The 20450-nt window shown below is 32.1% G+C and carries 20 protein-coding genes; 5 read left to right on the top strand and 15 right to left on the bottom strand.

The genetic code is table 11. The features are described 5' to 3' along the window. Nucleotides 1-174: 174 nt before the first annotated feature. Both MHB47_RS07420 and MHB47_RS07425 read left to right on the top strand, forming a co-directional pair. The gene (locus tag MHB47_RS07420; protein ID WP_021339148.1) at nt 175-522 is read left to right on the top strand and encodes a hypothetical protein; all 348 of its coding nucleotides are present in this window, start codon (nt 175-177) and stop codon (nt 520-522) included. A gap of 1020 nt (nt 523-1542) precedes the next feature. Further along, on the top strand, nt 1543-2064 hold the full coding sequence (locus tag MHB47_RS07425; RefSeq protein WP_340755931.1) for an HdeD family acid-resistance protein: 522 nt from the start codon (nt 1543-1545) through the stop codon (nt 2062-2064). Nucleotides 2065-2419: 355 nt separating this feature from the next. Here the strand turns inward: MHB47_RS07425 and MHB47_RS07430 are convergent, their stop codons facing one another. The 11 genes from MHB47_RS07430 to MHB47_RS07480 form a co-directional block, all read right to left on the bottom strand. After that, nucleotides 2420-3679 (bottom strand): aminoacyltransferase, encoded by a 1260-nt coding sequence (locus MHB47_RS07430; RefSeq protein ID WP_002507659.1) that lies wholly within the window; start codon nt 3677-3679, stop codon nt 2420-2422. A 30-nt stretch (nt 3680-3709) separates the two neighbouring features. Beyond that, on the bottom strand, nt 3710-4972 hold the full coding sequence (locus MHB47_RS07435; RefSeq protein WP_340755933.1) for an aminoacyltransferase: 1263 nt from the start codon (nt 4970-4972) through the stop codon (nt 3710-3712). Nucleotides 4973-5267: 295 nt separating this feature from the next. Continuing rightward, the gene (locus MHB47_RS07440) at nt 5268-5927 is read right to left on the bottom strand and encodes a type 1 glutamine amidotransferase domain-containing protein (protein WP_340755935.1); all 660 of its coding nucleotides are present in this window, start codon (nt 5925-5927) and stop codon (nt 5268-5270) included. Between the two features lie 147 nt (nt 5928-6074). Then, nucleotides 6075-6812 carry a tryptophan synthase subunit alpha gene (gene trpA / locus MHB47_RS07445; protein WP_340755937.1) on the bottom strand — a complete coding sequence of 246 codons (738 nt, stop codon included), beginning with the start codon at nt 6810-6812 and terminating at the stop codon, nt 6075-6077. After that, entirely contained in the window at nt 6805-8019 is a 1215-nt protein-coding gene (gene trpB / locus MHB47_RS07450; RefSeq protein WP_107515315.1) for a tryptophan synthase subunit beta, read from the bottom strand. The genes trpA and trpB overlap by 8 nt, the downstream gene beginning before the upstream one ends. After that, the gene (locus MHB47_RS07455) at nt 8016-8651 is read right to left on the bottom strand and encodes a phosphoribosylanthranilate isomerase (protein ID WP_277595437.1); all 636 of its coding nucleotides are present in this window, start codon (nt 8649-8651) and stop codon (nt 8016-8018) included. The genes trpB and MHB47_RS07455 overlap by 4 nt, the downstream gene beginning before the upstream one ends. Further along, entirely contained in the window at nt 8648-9430 is a 783-nt protein-coding gene (trpC, locus tag MHB47_RS07460; protein WP_340755941.1) for an indole-3-glycerol phosphate synthase TrpC, read from the bottom strand. Before trpC ends, MHB47_RS07455 begins: the two co-directional genes overlap by 4 nt. Continuing rightward, a complete protein-coding gene (trpD, locus tag MHB47_RS07465) occupies nt 9414-10430 on the bottom strand; it encodes an anthranilate phosphoribosyltransferase (RefSeq protein ID WP_002507666.1) in 1017 nt (338 codons plus the stop codon). Before trpD ends, trpC begins: the two co-directional genes overlap by 17 nt. Then, nucleotides 10399-10995, bottom strand: a complete 597-nt coding sequence (locus MHB47_RS07470; protein WP_340755943.1) for an anthranilate synthase component II — start codon at nt 10993-10995, stop codon at nt 10399-10401. Before MHB47_RS07470 ends, trpD begins: the two co-directional genes overlap by 32 nt. Beyond that, complete coding sequence (locus tag MHB47_RS07475) at nt 10992-12398, bottom strand: anthranilate synthase component I (protein WP_340755945.1); 1407 nt, start codon at nt 12396-12398, stop codon at nt 10992-10994. The genes MHB47_RS07470 and MHB47_RS07475 overlap by 4 nt, the downstream gene beginning before the upstream one ends. A gap of 531 nt (nt 12399-12929) precedes the next feature. After that, entirely contained in the window at nt 12930-13139 is a 210-nt protein-coding gene (locus tag MHB47_RS07480) for a hypothetical protein (RefSeq protein WP_002507669.1), read from the bottom strand. Nucleotides 13140-13393: 254 nt separating this feature from the next. Here MHB47_RS07480 and MHB47_RS07485 point away from each other — a divergent pair, with 254 nt between their 5' ends. Then, a complete protein-coding gene (locus MHB47_RS07485; protein WP_340755947.1) occupies nt 13394-13489 on the top strand; it encodes a type I toxin-antitoxin system Fst family toxin in 96 nt (31 codons plus the stop codon). 148 nt (nt 13490-13637) lie between these two features. Here MHB47_RS07485 and MHB47_RS07490 read toward each other — a convergent pair whose 3' ends face one another. Beyond that, nucleotides 13638-14675, bottom strand: coding sequence for a M42 family metallopeptidase (locus MHB47_RS07490; RefSeq protein ID WP_340755949.1), 1038 nt, complete (start codon nt 14673-14675; stop codon nt 13638-13640). A 538-nt stretch (nt 14676-15213) separates the two neighbouring features. After that, entirely contained in the window at nt 15214-16146 is a 933-nt protein-coding gene (locus MHB47_RS07495) for a D-2-hydroxyacid dehydrogenase (protein ID WP_340755951.1), read from the bottom strand. A gap of 236 nt (nt 16147-16382) precedes the next feature. Here MHB47_RS07495 and MHB47_RS07500 point away from each other — a divergent pair, with 236 nt between their 5' ends. Then, a complete protein-coding gene (locus MHB47_RS07500) occupies nt 16383-17474 on the top strand; it encodes a prephenate dehydrogenase (RefSeq protein WP_021338810.1) in 1092 nt (363 codons plus the stop codon). Between the two features lie 241 nt (nt 17475-17715). Here MHB47_RS07500 and MHB47_RS07505 read toward each other — a convergent pair whose 3' ends face one another. Then, on the bottom strand, nt 17716-18978 hold the full coding sequence (locus MHB47_RS07505) for a Y-family DNA polymerase (protein ID WP_021338809.1): 1263 nt from the start codon (nt 18976-18978) through the stop codon (nt 17716-17718). Nucleotides 18979-19128: 150 nt separating this feature from the next. Between MHB47_RS07505 and MHB47_RS07510 the strand changes: the two genes are divergently transcribed. After that, nucleotides 19129-19314, top strand: coding sequence for a 2-hydroxymuconate tautomerase (locus MHB47_RS07510; RefSeq protein WP_002507674.1), 186 nt, complete (start codon nt 19129-19131; stop codon nt 19312-19314). A 125-nt stretch (nt 19315-19439) separates the two neighbouring features. Here MHB47_RS07510 and MHB47_RS07515 read toward each other — a convergent pair whose 3' ends face one another. Next, nucleotides 19440-20420, bottom strand: a complete 981-nt coding sequence (locus MHB47_RS07515; RefSeq protein ID WP_002507675.1) for an LCP family protein — start codon at nt 20418-20420, stop codon at nt 19440-19442. Between the last annotated feature and the right edge of the window lie 30 nt (nt 20421-20450).

Genomic DNA, 20450 nt, shown 5'->3' on the forward strand with positions numbered 1-20450 from the left:
AGTTTATCTATATTAAAAGTGGGGAACAGTAAACCAAACTGGATTGACACGTATTTTATATTAATTTAATATAAAATTATACTGCTCAAGACTGAATGTATTTATATAGAAAATATAGTATGATATATATAATGTAAGCAAAGTATAAATATTAAATAAAAAGGAGTGGAATAAATGACTATTTTTGATATGCCTAATTTTTTATGGATTACTATAGTTGCTGTCATATTAGTAACAGTATTTTGCAATCTTGTCTTAAATAAATGGTTTACTGCACCAATCTTAACGTTAGTAGTATTAGCAATAGCTGCATTTTTAATACCAAATTTCCAAGATATTACATATGAACCTTTATTAGGTTTTGCTGCGTTTATGACGATATTAAGTTTAATCCTAAGCTTTGTAATATGGTACATGACACGTAACTGGAGACGTAAACGCCGCGAAAAGAAAGCTAGAAAAGAAATACGTAAACGCGGTGGTATTCCAAAAGATGAATTAGAAGATTATAAACAAAAATAAAAAATGAACTGTAGCTATATTTAAGTTACAGTTCATTTTTTAATTACATCTTTAAATTTAAACTGATGATTTAATAGCGTGTTTAAGTAATTCAAGCTAAGTTTTAAAATGTGATTTAGTAAAATGTTATATCAAAATTTAAACCACAGCATATACCATATATGAGGTTTAAACCAATATAGTAAAGTCGATAATTAGATAACATCAATAAAGTATAATAGTAACAAGCTAATCAAAGCTATAAACATATAATGTAATACATCTATGATGACAAGAAGAAATTATACCAAAGTACTTGAAAGAATGATTGCGTTAACAAGCATATATAACATAATAGGTAGTGAATTAACAATTAGGGTATTCTTATCAAATTATAGTAACTTCCTATAATATATATTATGTAAACTAAAAAGTAAATTTTAAAAATTACATATCTATATAGTTATTTTTACTAAGTTATTATGTATTTAGCATTTATGCTTATTAATCCTAGTTTAGCTTTTACATACATATACTACGTTATATCATTAAACATTTACGTATCTCATTTAATGTCTTGTTATAATTGTCATATACTAACTCTTAAACTATCTACAATCAATTATATGGTAATATCATTCGTTACATAGATATATCTAAACATATTTAGCTTTGGCTGTGTGGATATTAGAAACTTATTTTGGTTATTGCTATGCTTATATAATGATCAAGCTCACAATGTTACGTGTATTCAGATGGATATAGACCAACAAACTCATATTTAAATGCTCAGAAATCGACTTCTCAGCGCCTTATTTTTAATGACTTTAAAATTTTAAGATTAAATAATACGTTATGCTTTAATTTTGCTATTATTTTGGCTTATCCTTGATTTTTATAGCAATCCTTAGAAAAAAGGTTTTTTATTTAAACCAAACACTTATAGGTTTACATAACATAAATATAGACACCTATAAAAAACGTGTTCTTTTTTGTCATTTGGGTATATACTATTTAGATAATCATTTAGGAGTGAAATTTATGCAGGAACGTTCCCGAATCAAATGGTCGAGTTTAGTGATTGGCGTCATTTTTCTAATTATTGGCGTGTTTATTTTAAGTTTTCCTGAAGAAAACTTATTTGCTATTACATGGCTCATAGGTCTACTATTTATTATTAACGGTTTTTTAGAAATTTTCGTTCGTCGTGTAATGAAAAAAACAGATAAAAATGCCTCAATCATAGTACTTGTACTTGGTGTAATTAATATTATTTTAGGGTTATTGATTTTATTTAATATCGTTACAAGTACGACATTTATTGTTTATTTATTTGCTATTTGGTTTATTATTAATGCGTTATTTAATATGTTTACGGTAACGCCACTTGAAAAATCAAATAAAGGTTTTCATATTGTATCGGTTATTTTGAACATAATTACGGTTGTTTTCGGTATTATTTTACTGTTTAATCCACTTATGGCAGCAATTTTAGTTGCTATCTTCATGAGTGCGGTATTCTTTATTATTGGTATAACTTATATCATTAAAGCATTATCTTAATGATCCGTAACTTATAAATAATTAAATAGGGCGTATTTTGAAAAATCACGCTAGAAAGCGCACTACAAGTCGTCTTGTAGTGCGCTTCTCACATTTTCATAACAATTATATATATTACTTTAAATATGTTATAAAAATAAATTTTACTATAAAATTATTATAATGTAAGGTTATTGCATTGCTGAAATCCTATGCTATACTAAAAATTGTGGAGAACAACAAGAATTAACATCACAGACTAATCCACATTTAGTTCATTGTTATATTGGAATTGCCATCCTAATATAACTAACTTCAGAACGAAAGAAAGCATACTGATTAGGGCTTACATACCAGAATGCTTTCTTTTTTTATGCTATTTTTTAACTTTTTTTCTAACATTATTCAACGTATTAAATAACCAATATTTTGTTTTCTTAATTGGTTTATAAAAATCGCCGATTAATTCTTCAATTTGCACATTAAATCCACGTTTAAAACGATATACGCCGTAATCTTCACTATTTTCAGTGAAATCGCCTGATAAACCATAGAAATTGTAGCGACCATAACCATTGTCAAAACAATAGTTCAACATGTACCAATGCATCATATAAGGTCCCATATATTGATTATATTTTTCTGATGAACCACCAGAGAAGTAATTTACTTCATATGCATTTGCAAAATAAACACCAGCAGCTAAATTTAATATAGCCCCATCTGTTAATCTTAATTCACTTGCATGCATTAACTCTTTTTTATCATGCTCTATTTGTTTATCCAGTTCTGTAATTTTCTTCAACTGTTTATCTGTTTTATTTTCATTCTGCATGATTTGATCTCTACGTGATTCTTTATCATTAATACTCTCTTGTGTATTTTCAATATATTCATTTAAGTCTATATATGCTAAAGGTATTAAAGCTTTATCACCATAGTTATCAATAAAATTATAGAAATATTCATCTGTTTTAGATACGAAGCCAGCACGTTTTTCAGTTTCTCGATAAAGATCTAAGAAAAGACCGAATTCATCTCTATTTAACAACCTAACTTTAACACCAAAATTGATTGCTTTATTGATATTACGTTTTCTTTGGCTATCAAATTGTTTTTTTAGAGAAGCTGGTGTTTGTCCATCTAAGTTCAATACACCCATCCATCTTACTTGACTAGATGTATCATATTCAGTCGTAAAGCCATGATGTGTATATCCATGAGATTTAAATAAGTTGACTAATGCGTCATTCTTATCTGGTTCTGGCAATGGATTGATATCTTTATCGTATATTTTATAGATCCAGTACGGGTCCATTTTGACATATAAACAATTATGGTGTTGAAGATAATGATCTAATTCACGTAAATAGAAATCTACTAAACCTAAATCATTGTAATCCATAACTGGACCACGATTAGAATAATAAACATAGCTTCCCATTGTAGGAATTTTAGAGAAAAGACTAGCAGCAATAACCTGATTGTCGTCATCTTTTAAGCCTAATAGTACAACTTGAAATCCATCTTCTTCTCTTGTTGCAATATTTTCTTTTACTTGAAAGTAATGACTCTCTAATGCCGGGTTTTGTACAAAATTGTCATACTCTTTGACGGTTAACTCTGTAAATTTCATTCTAGCTTAGTTCCCTTCTATAATTTATATCTACTTCTTAATATCTTTTAGTTTTTTTAATGTCGTATAAATTTTGTACATTGGCTTATTAATAGGTTTTACAAAATCTCCAACGTATTCTACGACTTCAGCATTAAATCCTTTTTTGAATTTCACTACGCCTGCATCTTCCGCATCTTCTGTGAAATTACCACTGATACCGTAGAAGTTATATCTATCTATATTATTGTCAATAGCGTAATTAATCATCTTCCACTGTATCGCATAACTACCAGCAAAGTGTCTAAATTCATTTGAAGTACCACCTGCATAATAAACCACTTCATAGGGATTAATAATAAAGTAAGCTGCAGAAATTGGTAATTCATTACCGTGTTCAGCCTGTAACGATTGCGCTTCTTCTATTTTTTGTTGATTTGCAATAAGCTGTTGTTCTAAATTATCTCGCTTATTATAAGCCTTTTTATTTTCAGGTCGCTTTTCTATATCTTTAATCGCTTTGTTAATATCTTTACTTAAGACATCACGTTCTGCTTTTAATTCTTCGATATACTCATCGAAGTCCATATAAGCTAATGGAACCAAGATACGATTCTTATAATATCTCAATCTATTATAATAAAAGCTATCTTCCCTATCATCAAATTCTTTTGATTCAGATGTATCTTCCATAAACGAACGGAAGATTGGTAATTCGTCTTCTTCTAAGAATCTTACTTTAACACCATTCTTCTGAACTTTTTTTGTATTACGTTTACGTAGACTATCCATACCGTTAAGTACATCTTTAGCTGTTTTACCTGCTAAATCTAATACTGAATGGTATCTAATTTGAAGAATTGGATCAAAGCCAGTTAAAAATCCTTGGTGTTTGTATCCTAATTGTTTCATTTTGCCGAAAAACCAGTCATGACCAGCATTTTCTAACACTTCTCCGTCATGGTTACGATATTGATAAGCTAAATAAGGATCAACTCTTAAATGTAAACCTTTATGTTTTTTAACATATTTAGTTAATTCATTAAAGAAGTAATGAACAAGTTCTTTATTTTCAAAATCTATAACAGGTCCTCTGTTTGTATAAAAATATTTATAAAACTTCATTACTGGTACTGCAGTAAGTAAACATGCTGCAATGACTTCGTTTTCATTGTTTTTAATACCAACTAAGTGCGTTTCTGTACTTTCTGCAATTTTCAATTCGTAGTTTCCTACCATTTGTGTGAAATGACTATTTGGCATATTATCTGTAAATGTACCGAACTCTTTAGCAGTTAAATTCGTAAATTTCATTTTGTATACTCCTATTTGTTTATAATTCTTTTTTATTTGAGTTTAAACTTCAATCTTGATTATTATACAATAACCACTTATAAAACTAAATCAATAGCATATATAAATTCATTATACATGAACTTTATGTATGACTTATTATATCACTACTTTTATTTTAACAAAGAATAAGCAATTAAACACATTTGCCCATAGTTATAACAACAAAAACTGGAAAACTTAATAAGTTTTCCAGTTTTCTTTATAGTTAGGAGTGGAACATGTATATCTGTCCCACTCCCTATCATACTATGTTCTAATTTAAAGCGTCTCGTAATGTTTCACCTATTGCTACGCTTGATTGTGGATTTTGACCAGTAATAAATTGATTATCTGTTTCTACGTGTTCAGTGAAGTTGTCTTGAGTTACAAATTGAGCGCCTTGGTTTTCTAATTCTGTCTGAGTTAAAAAAGGCACTTTGTCCTCAAAGCCCATTGCACGTTCCTCTTCATCTGTAAATGCAGTTAACGTCACACCCTTCACTAGAAAGTTACCTTTCTTATCTTTAGCACCGACAAAAGCACTCGGTCCGTGACATACAGATGCAATGATTTTATCATCTGCTTTAAAGTCAGCAAGTACTGAAGCTAACTTCTGATTATGCGCAAAATCAAATACAGTGCCGTGACCTCCTGGTAAATATACAGCGTTATATTGACTCACATCTATATCTTCTATACTTGATGCTGATTTCGTTTGCTCAACAAATGCTTTATATTTATTAAGCTCACCATTCTGTGTGGAATTAGGATCTAATGGGACTTCTCCGCCATTTATTGTAGCGATATCTACATTAATGTTTGCTGCTGTTAATATATTATAAGGTTCACTTGCTTCTTCTAACCATAATCCTGTTGGTGTACCATCTTCAAATTGGTTTACACTTGTTATGATAAACAAGACTTTTTTACTCAAATTATGTCACCTCTTTTTAAAAATAAGAGAATAGCTATATTTAATTCTATGAAATTGCATCACTTTAAATTACATGCTACACACTTCAAAAATGTATTCTCTCTTAATAACGTACCCATAATTCCAACGTATTACACACACAATGCTTTATTCACTTTTTCTATCGAGCGCACTTCTAATAGAATTAAAATAGCTGACTGTGTCTGCTTTTGGATCTCGTGCTAATCGTTTAACAATTTCACTCCCTATAACCACACCATCAGAAGCTTCTATGATATCTGATACATGTTCTGGTGTACGAATACCAAATCCTGCAACGACAGGCACATTGGAAATTGATTTTATATGTTTAATTCTATCTTTAAGTTCAGGATGGAACTTACCATTTTCTCCTGTTGTCGCATTCATTGTTACTGTATAAATAAATCCTTCCGCATCTTGAGCGATTTGATTACTACGTTCTTCAGATGTCGTCATAGCAATGAGTGAAATAATATTCACTTTTCTGTCAGGATGACGTTCTTTTAATTGTTGCACAAGTTCATGTGGCAAATCAGGAATGATTAAACCGTAGACACCTGCTTTTTCACAAGCTTTAAAAAATGCATCTTCTCCATAAAAATTTATAATATTATAATAAGTCATTAATACATATTCACTTGATATTGAGTCACGATGTTCAGTAAGTTGATCTAAAATATACTGAATATTGACGCCTTCTTCTATAGCTTTGCTACCAGCGTCCATAATGACTGGTCCATCAGCCACTGGGTCTGAAAATGGCACACCTACTTCAACAATATCAGCGCCTGCATCACTGACAGTTTTAAGATTTTCAATAAAAGATTTATTACCCATAATATATGGAATGAATAGTTTACGCATTAGAATCACCGCCTTCTTTCATATAATTTCTAATCGTTTCCATATCTTTATCGCCACGTCCCGAAACTGTAACAACAAGAATTTCATCTTTGCCCATCGTTGGTGCTAACGTTTCTACATAGCTTAATGCATGTGCACTTTCTATAGCTGGAATAATACCTTCAGCTTTTGTAAATCTAACTAAAGCATCCATCGCTTGTTTATCACTTGCAGTTGCAAACTTCACTCTACCTATATCGTGATAATACGAATGTTCTGGTCCAACACCAGGATAATCTAAACCTGCAGATATGGAATGTGCTTGTTGAATTTGACCATTTTCATCTTGAATGAGATACATTTTAGTACCGTGTAATACGCCTTCTTTACCTTTGTTAATCGCTAGTGCATGTCTATCCGTATCATAACCTTCACCTGCAGCTTCTACGCCATATAATTTCACGTCATCTTGAACGAATGGGTAGAATGTACCAATGGCATTAGACCCACCACCAACACAAGCTACAACTGCATCTGGTAAACGCCCTTCTTTTTCTTGAATTTGCGCTTTAATTTCTGTACCAATGATTTTTTGTAAATCTCTTACAATAGTTGGAAATGGATCTGGTCCTAAAGCTGAACCTAATAAATAATGCGTATCATCTACATGACTTACCCAGTATTGTAATGCTTTATTAACAGCGTCTGACAACGTCCCTTGACCTTCAGTTACAGATTCAACTTTCGCACCTAATAATTCCATTCTAAATACGTTTAACGATTGTCTTTTAATATCTTCTTCACCCATAAATACTACCAGTTCCATATCAAATAATGCAGCAACCGTCGCACTCGCAACACCATGTTGACCCGCGCCTGTTTCAGCAACAAGTTTATTTTTACCCATTCTTTTGGCTAATAGTGCTTGGCCTAATGCATTGTTTATTTTATGTGCACCAGTGTGATTTAAATCTTCACGTTTTAAATAAATTTTGGCGCCACCAAGGGCTTCTGTATATGAATCAGCATATGTCAATGGTGTTTCACGACCAACATAGTCTTTAAGGTAACCATCTAATTCTTCTTGAAATTTAGGGTCTGCTTTGGCTTCTTGATAAGCTTGTTTCAATTCTTGAATTGCTGGCATTAACGTTTCTGGTACGTATTGACCACCATAAGCACCGAAGAAACCAAATTCATCTGCTTCTGTTTGTATGTTTTTATTCATAATTCATTTGCTCCTTTTACGAGTTTAATAATTGCTGCCATTTTTTCCGTATCTTTTTCATTATTTGTTTCTATGCCACTAGCGATATCATAGCCTTGATGTGCTAAATCTAAAGATGCTACAGCTTGTATATTGTCGTAGTTCATACCGCCTGCGATTAAATAGTTAACATCGTTGATTGTTTTTAACATTTCCCAATCATATACTTTACCTGTACCACCATAAGACTTCGATGGTGTATCAATAATAAACATATCTACATTATCTTTATAATAATCAATAGCTGTCGTTAATGTTTGTTGGTCTGTTGCGGGTAAGGCTTTGATTACTTTAATGTTCGGATTACTTTTCTTAATAAAATGTACAGTTTCTAACGGTTCATTTCCATGGAGTTGAATTGTTGAAATCTGCGTTTGCGTTATCAAATTGGTAATCATGTCATAATCTGGATTAACAACGATGACTACTTTTTCTTTATCGTCAGGTATAACTTCAGTCAATTGTTTAATGGTTGGAATATCCACATACCTTTTACTCTTTGGAAAATGAATAAACCCCATCGCGTCAATATTTAAGTCTTTTGCTTTGTTTACATCGGCTAATGTACGGAAGCCACAAAACTTTAACTTCATCGTTGTACCTTGTCTAATTTTAGACCTGGTAAGAATTGACTTAAGTCATCACATTTCATTAATGATTCACCAATTAATAAACCATCTATACCCGAATCAACGATATTTTGAACATCTTGCTCATCTTTGATACCACTTTCTGAAATATAGTAATAACCTGGTTTTTTATCTTCTAAAATCTCATTTGTATGCAAGACATCAGTAATGAAACGCTTTAAATCTCTATTATTCACGCCGATAATTTTCGGATCTAATTTATATGCACGTGCCAATTCTTCTTTATCATGAACTTCTACGAGCACTTCTAAATTTTGCGATGTAGCATATTGATATAGTTCTCTTAATTCTGGGTCAGTCAAAACGTTAACGATAAGTAATATTATCGAAGCGCCTGCTTTTTTAGCAACATCAATTTGAATAGGATCTACTACAAAATCTTTACACAATACTGGTAATGATGTTTCTGTTGTCAATGCTTGTAAACGTTCATAGCTACCACCAAAATAGTGTTCATCAGTTAATATAGAAACTGCATTCGCGCCATGCGCTTCATAATCTTTCACTTGTTGCGCTAAGTCTCTTGCTGGTAATCCATCAAGTGTTGGACTTTTAGATTTAATTTCAGCAATCACCCCAAGTTGATTTGAATCGTCTAATTGTGATTGGAATGTTTTTTTATGTGAAATATCCACTGCTTCTAGTGTTGATAACTTATCTTCATAATAGCCTTGCTCTAGTAAACCTCTTTTATATGTTACAATCTCATCCAATATAGTCATACGTTTTGCCTCCCATTTTATTATATTGCGCTAAAGCTTTACCACTTTCTATTAATGCTTGTGCTGCTTTCACACCAGCCTCTATTGTTTCAGCTTTTTCTGCTACATAGAGTGCGATGCCTGCGTTCAAGATAACAACATCTCTCTTAGCACTATGATCTGTGCCATTTAATATATGCTTCGTGATTTCTAAGTTGTCTTGTGGTGTACCTCCAACAAGTGCTTCGTTTGGAGCATAATCTAAACCTACATCTGTTGCATTCAGCGTATATTGTTTAATTTCTTCATTTGCTGTTACTTCATAAATAATATTGTCGCCAGATAATGTAGCTTCATCCATACCATTTGCACCGTATACAACGATTGCTTTTTTACGTCCTAAATCTGCTAAGGTTTGTGCAATTTTTTCTAATTTTGATGTTTCGTAAACACCCATGACTTGATAATCTAATTTAAAAGGATTAATGATTGGACCAGTAATATTAAATATTGTTGGATTGCTGATACCTTTTCTGATAGGTTGAATATTTTTCATTATCGGATATGTTTCAGTAGCATTTAAAAAGACCAATCCATTGTCGTCTAATTGTTTTGGTGTATCTTCAACAGTGCTTGACTTAATAGCCATTGCATTTAACAAATCCGTGCTTCCAGATGATGAAGTGACACTCTTATTACCATGCTTAATGACGGGTACACTTGCACTAGCGATAACAAAAGATACAGTTGTTGAGATATTAAAACTATTTGATTTATCTCCACCTGTGCCACAAACACACATAGCATTAGGATAGTACGGTTGTTCACGATACATAGAATGGATTAAACTATTTGATATATAAGTTAACTCCTCTTGTGTAGTTTCTTTTTCAGAAAACGTTTCGAGTAACTCGATTTTTACGCTGTCTTCTAGATTTTTAGAAATAAGTAACTCTATAAATTCATTCATTTGTGTTTGGTTGAGTGGTTTATATTGTTTTAACTGTGTTTGTAGCTCCATCTTCTGTTACCTCCTTCATTATGTTTAAAAAGTTATTAATGATTTGTTTACCATGTGCCGTAGCAAATGACTCGGGGTGATATTGAATCCCATAATGTAACAATTGTGTGTGTTCAAATGACTGTATGCAATCTTCTGTTTGTGCCGTTATTGTTAATGTTTCAGGTAGCGTTTGAGGATTACTCATCAATGAATGATACCGCATAATTTCTGAATATTCTGGAATATCAGTGTATAACAATGTTTCTTTTGTGATACGCATTTGGTCTTTTTTACCATGTTTTATATAATCACATTGGATAACATCGCCACCATGATAACAAGTCAAAGCTTGCGACCCTAAGCAAACGCCTAAAATCGGTTTATTTTTATAATGATCAATGATTTGCATTAAATCGTCTGTATCTAATGGATGGCCAGGACCTGGTGAAATGATTACTCCGTCGATGTCCATATTATAGATAGATGGGTCATCTGGATATTTAACTATCACTTCTTCTTTCTGTGCAATCATATCTACTAAGTTATAAGTAAATGAATCATAATTATCAACTATAAGTATCATGGTGACACCTCCAATAAGCTTTTAGCTTTTAATTTTGTTTCTTCGAGTTCTTTTTCTGGTATTGAATCATACACAACACCACAACCTGCTTCCACATTAATGTGCGTGTCATCAATCATCATTGTACGAATCGCTAATGCGAAATCTAAGTCGTGGTTACAATTGATATAACCAATACCGCCACTGTATACGCCACGTTTTTGTGGTTGTACTTCATAGATACGTTGAATCGCTCTTAGCTTAGGTGCGCCTGATACAGTACCTGTAGGTAATAAACTCGCAATCACTGTCATTGGTGAATAATTGTCTTTAAGCTTTCCAGTAACTTCACTGACGATATGCATCACATGTTCGTAACGTTCAATTGTCATTAATTTACCGATTATCGAAGTCCCTGTTTCACTTACACGATGGATATCATTTCTACCCAAATCAACAAGCATACTGTGTTCGCTTAATTCTTTTTCATCGTTTTTTAAACTTGCTTCGTTTGCTTGGTCCTCTGCTTCAGTTGCACCTCGTTTTATCGTTCCAGCAATTGGATTAGTCACTACGGTTTGTCCTTTTACTTTTACAAAGCTTTCCGGTGAACTACCAACGACAATCGGCTGATCCATATTCAAGTAATACATATATGGACTTGGATTTTGACGCTTTAAATTTTGATAAAGCTGATAAGACATGGCTTGTAATTGTTGACCAAAATGATGTTCGTAACTATAAACGATAGATGGTACAACTTGGAACATATCACCTTGTTGAATAAGTGACTTCATTTTACTAATTGTATTAATAAATTGTTCAGGTGCAATATTTGATTTGATCTCTTTTTCTGTAGCTATATGTTCAAGCTCAGAGGGATAAATCGTAATTTGTTTTAATTCTTCTACACGTTTTGCCACGCGTGCTTTTAATTGCTCGTCATTTTCTTTTGAAAATAAGTTTGTTGCAATAACGTATAAATGCTCTTTGTAATGGTCAAATATATATGCATCTTCAACCATATGAAACTTAGCATCATGTTGTGGATGATCTTCAAGATTGATTTGTTTTAGTACTGGGAATTCATGTCTTACTAAATCAAAACTACATGACCCTACAAATCCAGAAATAAAAGGTAATAACGCTAATGCTTCGTCTTCAATTTCTGCTTTATATCGATCAATTAAATCTTTCATTTTTTTATAAGGTTGCTCATATTCTACTCTGTTTTCTTCTGGTGTACATACAGTCATTGTTTCATTATCTAACGTGATTGAACCGTAAGTATCGAAAATCACTATAGAATAACGCCCTTTTAGTTTCGATTGTTCTGAACTCTCTAATACGATTTTATTTTCTCTCAATCTTGCTAACGCTTCTGGTGTTACTTCTGCATTTAATCTTTGATATTGCACTTTCATTTTATTTTCCTCCTCATAAAAAAATCAGCATCCTTAAACATTGTTAAGGACGCTGACGCGCGGTACCACCTAAATTAGTAGATATATACTTGCTTTGATCTACTCTCTCATTGATTTATTCATTTATTATCCAACAAAACCCAATTTCAGTATATGTAGGTGTTAGTTTCCATCAACCACTAACTTTCTGCTTGCTACCTTTACATTACTTACTTCATTTTGCTTTCTTATTTTTTTGTATATAAAAAACACCACACTAACGCATATCTGTAAGGACGCGTTACCGTGGTGCCACCTTAGTTAACAAATTATTTGTTCACTTTAAATATTATAATTTTTAATTACATCTAAAAGCCCAATTCACATTATATGTAGTGCTAATTTCCATCAACCATTAGCTTTCTGCTTGCTACATGTCATATATGCTACGTTATCTTTCAAATGGCAACCTAAGTTGCGAAAAGTAATTACCTAGTATGCTACAAGGATATTTTTAATTTGTCAACATTTGAATTTATATTAATTATTATTTTACTTTAAGCGATGATTATTGTTGAAATCATTTTGGTTATACTTTTTGAAGTTGGTTTTGAATACATAACCCCCAATGACTAGCATTAAAATAGGCATAATAATAATGACATATATCGCCCCACTACCAAAAAAGTTAGTGAAAAATGCTAAAGCAAAAATGATGAATAATATTAAAAACAAAAGGTTTAAGATTACTGTTTTTTTCATTCTGTATCTCCTTTTCATAAAAACAAAAGTTACATTCAAGCTTATTTTTAGCATAGCTTATCATCTTTGTACATGGAATCCGCTGAATTTCCATTACTATTTTATGATATTTTATGTGAAAATCAATGGTTTATTATCTATAAATCCGATACTTAATCAACAAAAATAGAATATTTTTTCAATATTATAAATTATATAATATTAGTGTCGTCTATCTCTCAGGCGTCAATATGACGTAGAGAGGAGGTGCTGAAATGTCAGATATCTTTGTTCATATCATAACCACTGTTTTAAGTGGTTGTATCGTTGCGCTGTTTACACATTGGTTACGTAAGCGAAACGATAATTAATAAGGCGGCATAACCGCACTAAAAGCCCCTCGCTATTAGTGGTAGCGAGGGGCTTGGTGCATAAACTGCAGATATCTTTGTTATTTATATTATAACATCGTATATAGGTCATTGCAAAATTAAATAGATAATCTAGGGTTCAATATATTTATGATTGAATCGGTGCTAAACAATAAGCATGTAACAATGCTTGTGTCGCTTTTAATGAATCAATATGCGTACGTTCTAGTGCATGTGATGATTCGATACCTGCACCGAATAAGCCATGTTTTATATCTGCACCTGCTTTTAATGCTGCTGAAGCGTCAGAACTATAATATGGATAAATATCAACTTTGTATGGGATTTTATTTGTTTTACATAGATTTACGAGTTGCTCACGTAATGCCTTATGATATGGGCCTGATGCATCTTTAGCGCAGATAGAAACAGTATATTCATCTGAAGCTTGACCGTCCCCTAAAGCACCCATATCAAATGCAATAAATTCAACAATATTTGATGAGATTGAAGCATTGGCACCATAGCCTATTTCTTCATTATTAGAAATGTAAAATTGAATCGTATGCGGTAATTTGAGATTTTCTTTTTTAACTGCTTTTAAAAACTCTATAATCATGGCAACACTTGCTTTGTCATCTAAATGACGTGATTTTATAAAACCCGAAGATGTGATTTGTGTTCTAGGATCAAAACTTATAAAATCTCCTACATCGATACCTAATTGTTCTGTATCTGCTTTTGTATTCACCTTTTCATCTAGTCTTACTTCCATATGGTCTATGTTTCTAGGCTCATTATCATTATTACGATATACATGTACGCTTGTTTCATGTAGACATATTGTCCCTGTGTAAGTTTGTCCTGCAGAAGTTTCAATTTCGCAATATTCCCCTTCTATTGCGTTATAACTAAAGCCACCAATTAAATCTAATGCTAAGCGACCGTCTTCCTTAATTTCTTTTACCATCGCACCTAATGTATCCACATGGGCTGTAATACATTTATGGTCTTGATCATTCTCGCCTTCTACAGTAATAATCAACGCGCCTTTGTTAGTAATATGAGTCGTATAACCTAACTTTTCAACTTCATCTTTAACGTATTTAACTGCCTTTTCTGCATGCCCTGAAGGACTATTAATATTCGTTAATGCTTGAATTGTCGTAAAAATGGATTCTGTCATACTATCCCCTCCTTATATGTATATCTTTAGTTTAACTGTTATTTTCTAAAATTGGTAAGATTCTGAATAGAAATTCCTATTTGATGACAGTAATGCTAAACGCAAAAACTTTATACTTTTATACAAATAGTATAAAAAAATTAAAATTGATTTACAGCATATGTAATTTATTATAAAATATTGTAACAAATTACATCTCATAATAAGGTGGCTGAATTATATTGAAAAAATTAATTTTAAATATAATTATGTGGGCTTTGTTTATAAGAAGCATAGTAACTTTGATAAATTGGTTTAATGGAAACAGTGATGAAAATATTATAATTATATTTGCTTACTTTGCTATCCTAACTTGGGTAATAATTTATCTTGTATATAGCTTGGTTAAAGATCATCTTTATAAGAATATTAAAAAAATGAGTCTTGATTCATAAAAGACCCCTTTGCTTTTAATATGAAACGTTATTGCGATCAAGATCCATTAAAAAATCATACTTTGTAGATTAAAAACACAAATAACTTATATTTTTATTACAATTTAATAACCTCTATTGAAGTCTACTTGATTGGATAATGTTTCATCTCTTTCTATATGCTCTAATGTGTTACAGAAGCATGAAATAGCATCATCTAAATCTGTTAAAGCTGAAATATGTGGCGTTATCGTAACATCTTCCCTGTGCCATAACTCTGATGATTTGGGTAATGGTTCTGACTCAAAGACATCTAATACTGCATGTCTGACTTTTCCAGAATCTAGTGCATTTATAAGTTGGTTTGTATCAACACCCTGCCCTCTACCAACATTTATAAAATAAGCATTATTTAAATATCTAAATATTTGTTCATTAAATATTTTTTCAGTTTGTTGTGTTAACGGTAAGGTACTAATAATATAATCCGATTGTTCAATCAATGGTTTGGATGTTTCTAACGTATTTACTTGTTTAAAGTACCTTTTATTTTCGCCACTACTTGAAACACCGTATACAGTTGTGCCAAATGACGATAAAACTTTTGCTATTACTTTTCCAGTTTCACCAGTGCCGAATATCGTTATCGTTTGATCTTTCAAGGCAGCGGGTGTTTCGCATGACCAGAGCTTATCTTTTTGTTGGTATTGGAATAATTTGTGATGTTGCAAATCTTTTAATATATAACTCAAACAATATTCACTCATTTTTTCTCCAAAGTCACTCACAGTTCTAGTTAATACCGTATTTGATGTCTTCCAACCATCTATTGCTAAAAAATTATTTACGCCTGCATTAAATGCATGGACCCAATTTACCTTAGAAGGATGAAATGCTTTACTAGGCGCAAAACCTACATAAGCATCTGCCCACTCCATATCACCTTCTGAAATCATATCAATCGATTGAAAACGCAAATGATACTTTTCTAAATGCATCAAATATTGCTGAAAAGCAGATTCATATTGACCAGCAATCAAAATATTTTGTATATTCAATTTCACCACTCCTATATAATTTAAATGCTTTTTATTTTGTTTTTATTCTTTCATATATAAATCTTTATTGAATTATCTCATACCTTTTCATCATACAAAGTCTATATCAATTCATTAAATTATAACTTGCTTAGTAAGTTATATCTTCATTTTCAGAGTTTATGCATATTGCGAAATAACATTTGCTGCTTTACAATGTTACTATTCTGAAAATTTTGATAGAGGTGATTCGCACAATGAAACAAATACTTTTCGTTGGCTTAGGTCTTATTGGCGGAAGTCTAGCGAGTAATTTAAGATATTATCATGATGATATAGAAATCACAGCTTATGATGCAGATACCTCTCAATTAGATAAAGCTTTATCTATAGGTATTATTGATTTTCAATCGACAGATTATAAATCGAGCGTTGAAAGTGCAGATATCATCATTTACGCAACACCGGTACAACAAACGATAAAATACTTACAAGAATTACCAAACTATCATATGAAAAAGAATGTGATTATTACAGATACTGGCAGTACAAAGTCAACCATCCAACAATATGAACAACTTCTTTTATCTCACGATATCCATCTGATTGGTGGACACCCTATGGTGGGTAGTCATAAGTCAGGTGTGTTAAATGCTAAAAAACATTTATTTGAAAATGCATTTTATATACTCGTTCATGATGAATCAGCTAATGATATGGCTTTTGAAGAAATCCAAAGTTTATTAAAAACTACAGATGCGAAGTTTATTTCTATAACTCCAAAAGAGCATGATTTCGTGACAGGTGTCGTAAGTCATGTCCCCCACATTATTGCTTCGAGCTTGGTACATTTAAATGCCAAACATGCTGATGAATCTAGCCTTGTAAAAACACTTGCAGCTGGTGGCTTTAGGGATATCACAAGAATTGCGAGTGGTAGCCCTGTTATGTGGCGAGACATTACGATTGAAAATAAAAACACAATCTTAACTATTTTAAACGAATGGAAAACACAAATGGAAGATGTTATTGCTCTCATTGAGCGTGATAGCTCTGATGACTTATATGATTTTTATAACGATGCTAAAATATATCGTGATGAACTTCCCCTTAAATCACAAGGCGCGCTATCTATTGAGTATGATCTATATGTGGATATTCCGGATAAATCGGGTATGATAAGCAAAGTTACAAATATCTTGAGTTTACATAATATTTCTATAAGCAACCTAAGAATTTTAGAAGTGCGTGAAGATATTTATGGTGCATTACGTATTAGTTTTAAAAACCCAGAAGATCGCAAGAAAGGTGCTGAAGCACTGAGCGATTTTGATACTTATATAGCCTGATTTAATTAATAAGCCAAACGCTAATAAAGACGTTTGGCTTATTTTTATATTTAACATTATTAATTCCTAACTATTATTTAATAATGATAGTGATTTGAGCTGAATCTTGCGAAAAAATCACGAGCCGAAGACTATAGGCTGATGCTGTGATTGAGAAGATCGCGTACAAATCAATGCTTTACGTCGAATAATTTTATCAACAGGTTTAAACACTTCATTATCTAATATGCTAAGCATTTTTTTACATCTTATGACCTGCCATGAGTCCTAGACGGCCGTGTTTTGTACCCGCATCAGTATAAGATACAGCTTTAGATACGATGCCTCGACCAAATTTCTGATGTAAGGCATCAATGGTTTTTGCTAATTTTTCATTTCTTTTTCTTTCATATTCATCTATAAACAAGTTTAACTGTCTATCTTTTTCATCTATAAATTTCGTTAATGAAACACTTACAGTTCTAAATAACATAGTATGATCACATAATTTATCTGCGAAATGTTCAACGACTTTATAAATTTGCTCTTCCAAATTCGTCGGATCCGGTAAGGTGTATTGTTTATTAACGCTACCTTCATCACTATAACCAAATGAAAAGTGAATTGTTTTTGCTAATTGATTTCTTGCCCTAACACGACTAGCAACATCTTCGATCAGCTCACGCATGACAACCTTAGCTTCTTCATAATGATAATCGCGCATCAGTATTTGACTCTTACAAATCGACGGATTCATTACTTCATATTTATCTCTTACTCTACTTTGGTCTATGCCATTCGCATGTAAATGTAAATCAACGCCTACAATCCCTAAATCTCTCTTTAAATATTGATAAGGATAATTGGCTAAATCACCTATAGTAAAAATACCTCGTTTATTCAATTTTGCTTCTGTTTTCCTACTAATTCCCCAAAATTCACTTAACGGCTGAATAGGCCAAAGTTTATTCGGGACATCTTGGTAACGCCACTCTGCAATTAAACTAGAAGAATGTTTCGCTTCTACGTCCATTGCGATTTTACTTAAAAGCATATTTGAGCCAACACCAATAGAACAGTTAATTCCTGTTTCTTCTTCGATCTCACATTGCAGTTTTTCACAAAAAGAATGAATCGTAGTACTAAAACGGTGATAGCTATCCGTAACATCCATAAAAAACTCATCAATACTATATTGATGTAGATCTTCTGGCGCTACATAACGTAATGCAATTTTTGATATTGCTACGGACACTTCCAAATATTTTCTCATACTCGGATTAATAATATATATGTCACTTCTATGTGGTATTTCGAACAGTCTTGACCCAGTTTTAATACCTAGTGCTTTTAAAGGTCCTGTAGCAGCTAAAACAACTGATCCTTGTCTCTTCGTATCGGCAACAACGGCTAATTTCTCCTTCAATGGATCTAATCCTTTTTGAATACAAGATACACTTGCAAAAAAACTCTTTTGGTCTATACACAATACATCTCTTTCTTCCACTAGATTATAATCATACATATCAAATACCTCCCTCAATTAATTCTATTATATACGAACAAGTGTTCTTGTTCAATACTAATAAGAACACTTGTTCTATTTTAATTATTTTTAGAATTTTGAGAATTTTCATGATATAATAAGTTCAAACTGTTATAGGAGGAAATACATATGCCAATCGTTAATGTAAAATTGTTAGAAGGTCGTTCAGATGATCAACTTAAAGATTTAGTCTCTGAGGTAACACAAGCTGTAGAAAAAACTACAGGCGCTAACAAAGAAGCAATACAAGTTGTTATTGAAGAAATGAAAGCATCACACTATGGTGTTGCTGGCGTTAGAAAATCCGACCAATAAATTATCTGTGCTAAATTTACACTTATAGACAACCCAAACAAAAATTTTAATGACAAAAAAAGTAGACAATCATAAAAATGACTGTCTACCTTTTTGTCATTACCACATATGGTAACTTCTTTATATTATTCGTTTAAAAACTTCTGAACTTCTTCTTTATTTTTCGCTTTATCGATTTCTAATGCACTACCATCACCAAATGTTTGAATATCTTGGTAACTTCCTTCGACAGGTAACGTTAGAGAATCAACATTTTTATCGCCTCGAATACCAAAGTTTAAACCTGCTTGCATAATTGCAGAGTCTGGCATGTTCGTATTCAAGTAACCTCTTAAAATACCAGCAACACGTGGCAATTTAGGAAGTGTATCGATACTTGCAAGTTCTCCTTTAAGTGCTTGCATCACTTGTTGTTGTCTACGGACACGACCAAAGTCCCCTTCAGCATCATGTCTAAATCTAGCATAACCTAAAAGTTCTTTACCATTTAATCGATGGTGACCTTCTTTCAGTGATACGCCTATATTTTTTGACATATCTTTTTCAACATCTATAGGTACACCGTTAGGTTCTAGTTCATCAATCATTTTTTCAAAACCAGTAAAGTCTAAAATAGCGTAATACTCAGGATCTACGCCTAAGTTTTTCTTCAGCGTTTTTCTCATTAATTCTGGACCACCTATAGAATATGCAGAGTTAATCTTATGTTGCCCATTTCCAGGAATATCCGCATAGATATCACGCATGACAGACATCATTTTCAGCTTTTTATGCACAAAATCATATTGAGCAATCATGATAGAGTCTGTTCTGGAGATACCGCCTTGCTCCTTATCTGCACCTAACACCATGACTGTAATCTTACCGTCATTTTTTTGAGCACCATTAAATTTATGCTCTTTCAGTGTCTTACCATGGTCTTTAGCATAATCAATACCTGAATTATAACCATGGATTGCATAACCAATCACTATCGCCAATAGGATAATGATAATTAAAATAATGAAGGGAAGCTTTCTAATCCGCTTCTTTTTCACCCTTCGTAAAGGGGCTTGTGTTGTTTCTTCGTTCGCATCTGATGTACTTCTTTTTTTGTCCTTATTCATTAGTATCAACCTTATATCTTCAAAATTCCA

Source organism: Staphylococcus sp. FSL K6-3157, from assembly GCF_038005145.1.
Classification (GTDB): Bacteria; Bacillota; Bacilli; order Staphylococcales; family Staphylococcaceae; genus Staphylococcus; species Staphylococcus equorum.